The sequence below is a fragment of the Pseudoalteromonas sp. S3260 genome, from assembly GCF_005886925.1.
Taxonomy (GTDB): domain Bacteria; phylum Pseudomonadota; class Gammaproteobacteria; order Enterobacterales; family Alteromonadaceae; genus Pseudoalteromonas; species Pseudoalteromonas tetraodonis.
The window spans coordinates 1-276 of sequence record NZ_PNCV01000122.1 but is presented as its reverse complement, the minus strand read 5'-3'; the positions used below and the strand labels follow the sequence as shown (position 1 = coordinate 276).

The following is a 276-nucleotide window of genomic DNA, read 5'->3' as shown; positions in this document are numbered from 1 at the left end:
CGGCATTGATCGCCACCGAAAGACTCACCGTTAAGAACATGACTCGCAGTGCCAAAGGTACTGTCGAGAAAAACGGAAAAATGGTGAAACAAAAGGCTGGTCTGAATCGGGAAATTCTGAACACCGCGCCAACCATGACTCTTAATTTGCTGCGATACAAAGCGGAAGAAGCTAGTAGCGAATTTGTTGAAGTACCAACAAAGCAAGTTAAGCCAAGTCAAACCTGCCCAGACTGCGGAGCTAAGAAGAAGAAATCCTTAGCAGACCGCTGGCACT

Annotated in this window: 1 protein-coding gene; it reads left to right on the top strand. The window is 47.1% G+C overall.

Annotation, left to right across the window (positions count from 1 at the left end; all coding sequences use genetic code 11):
• Positions 1 to 276 (top strand): zinc ribbon domain-containing protein (locus CWC14_RS16010; protein ID WP_171036867.1); only part of this gene is annotated, 276 nt, incomplete at both ends.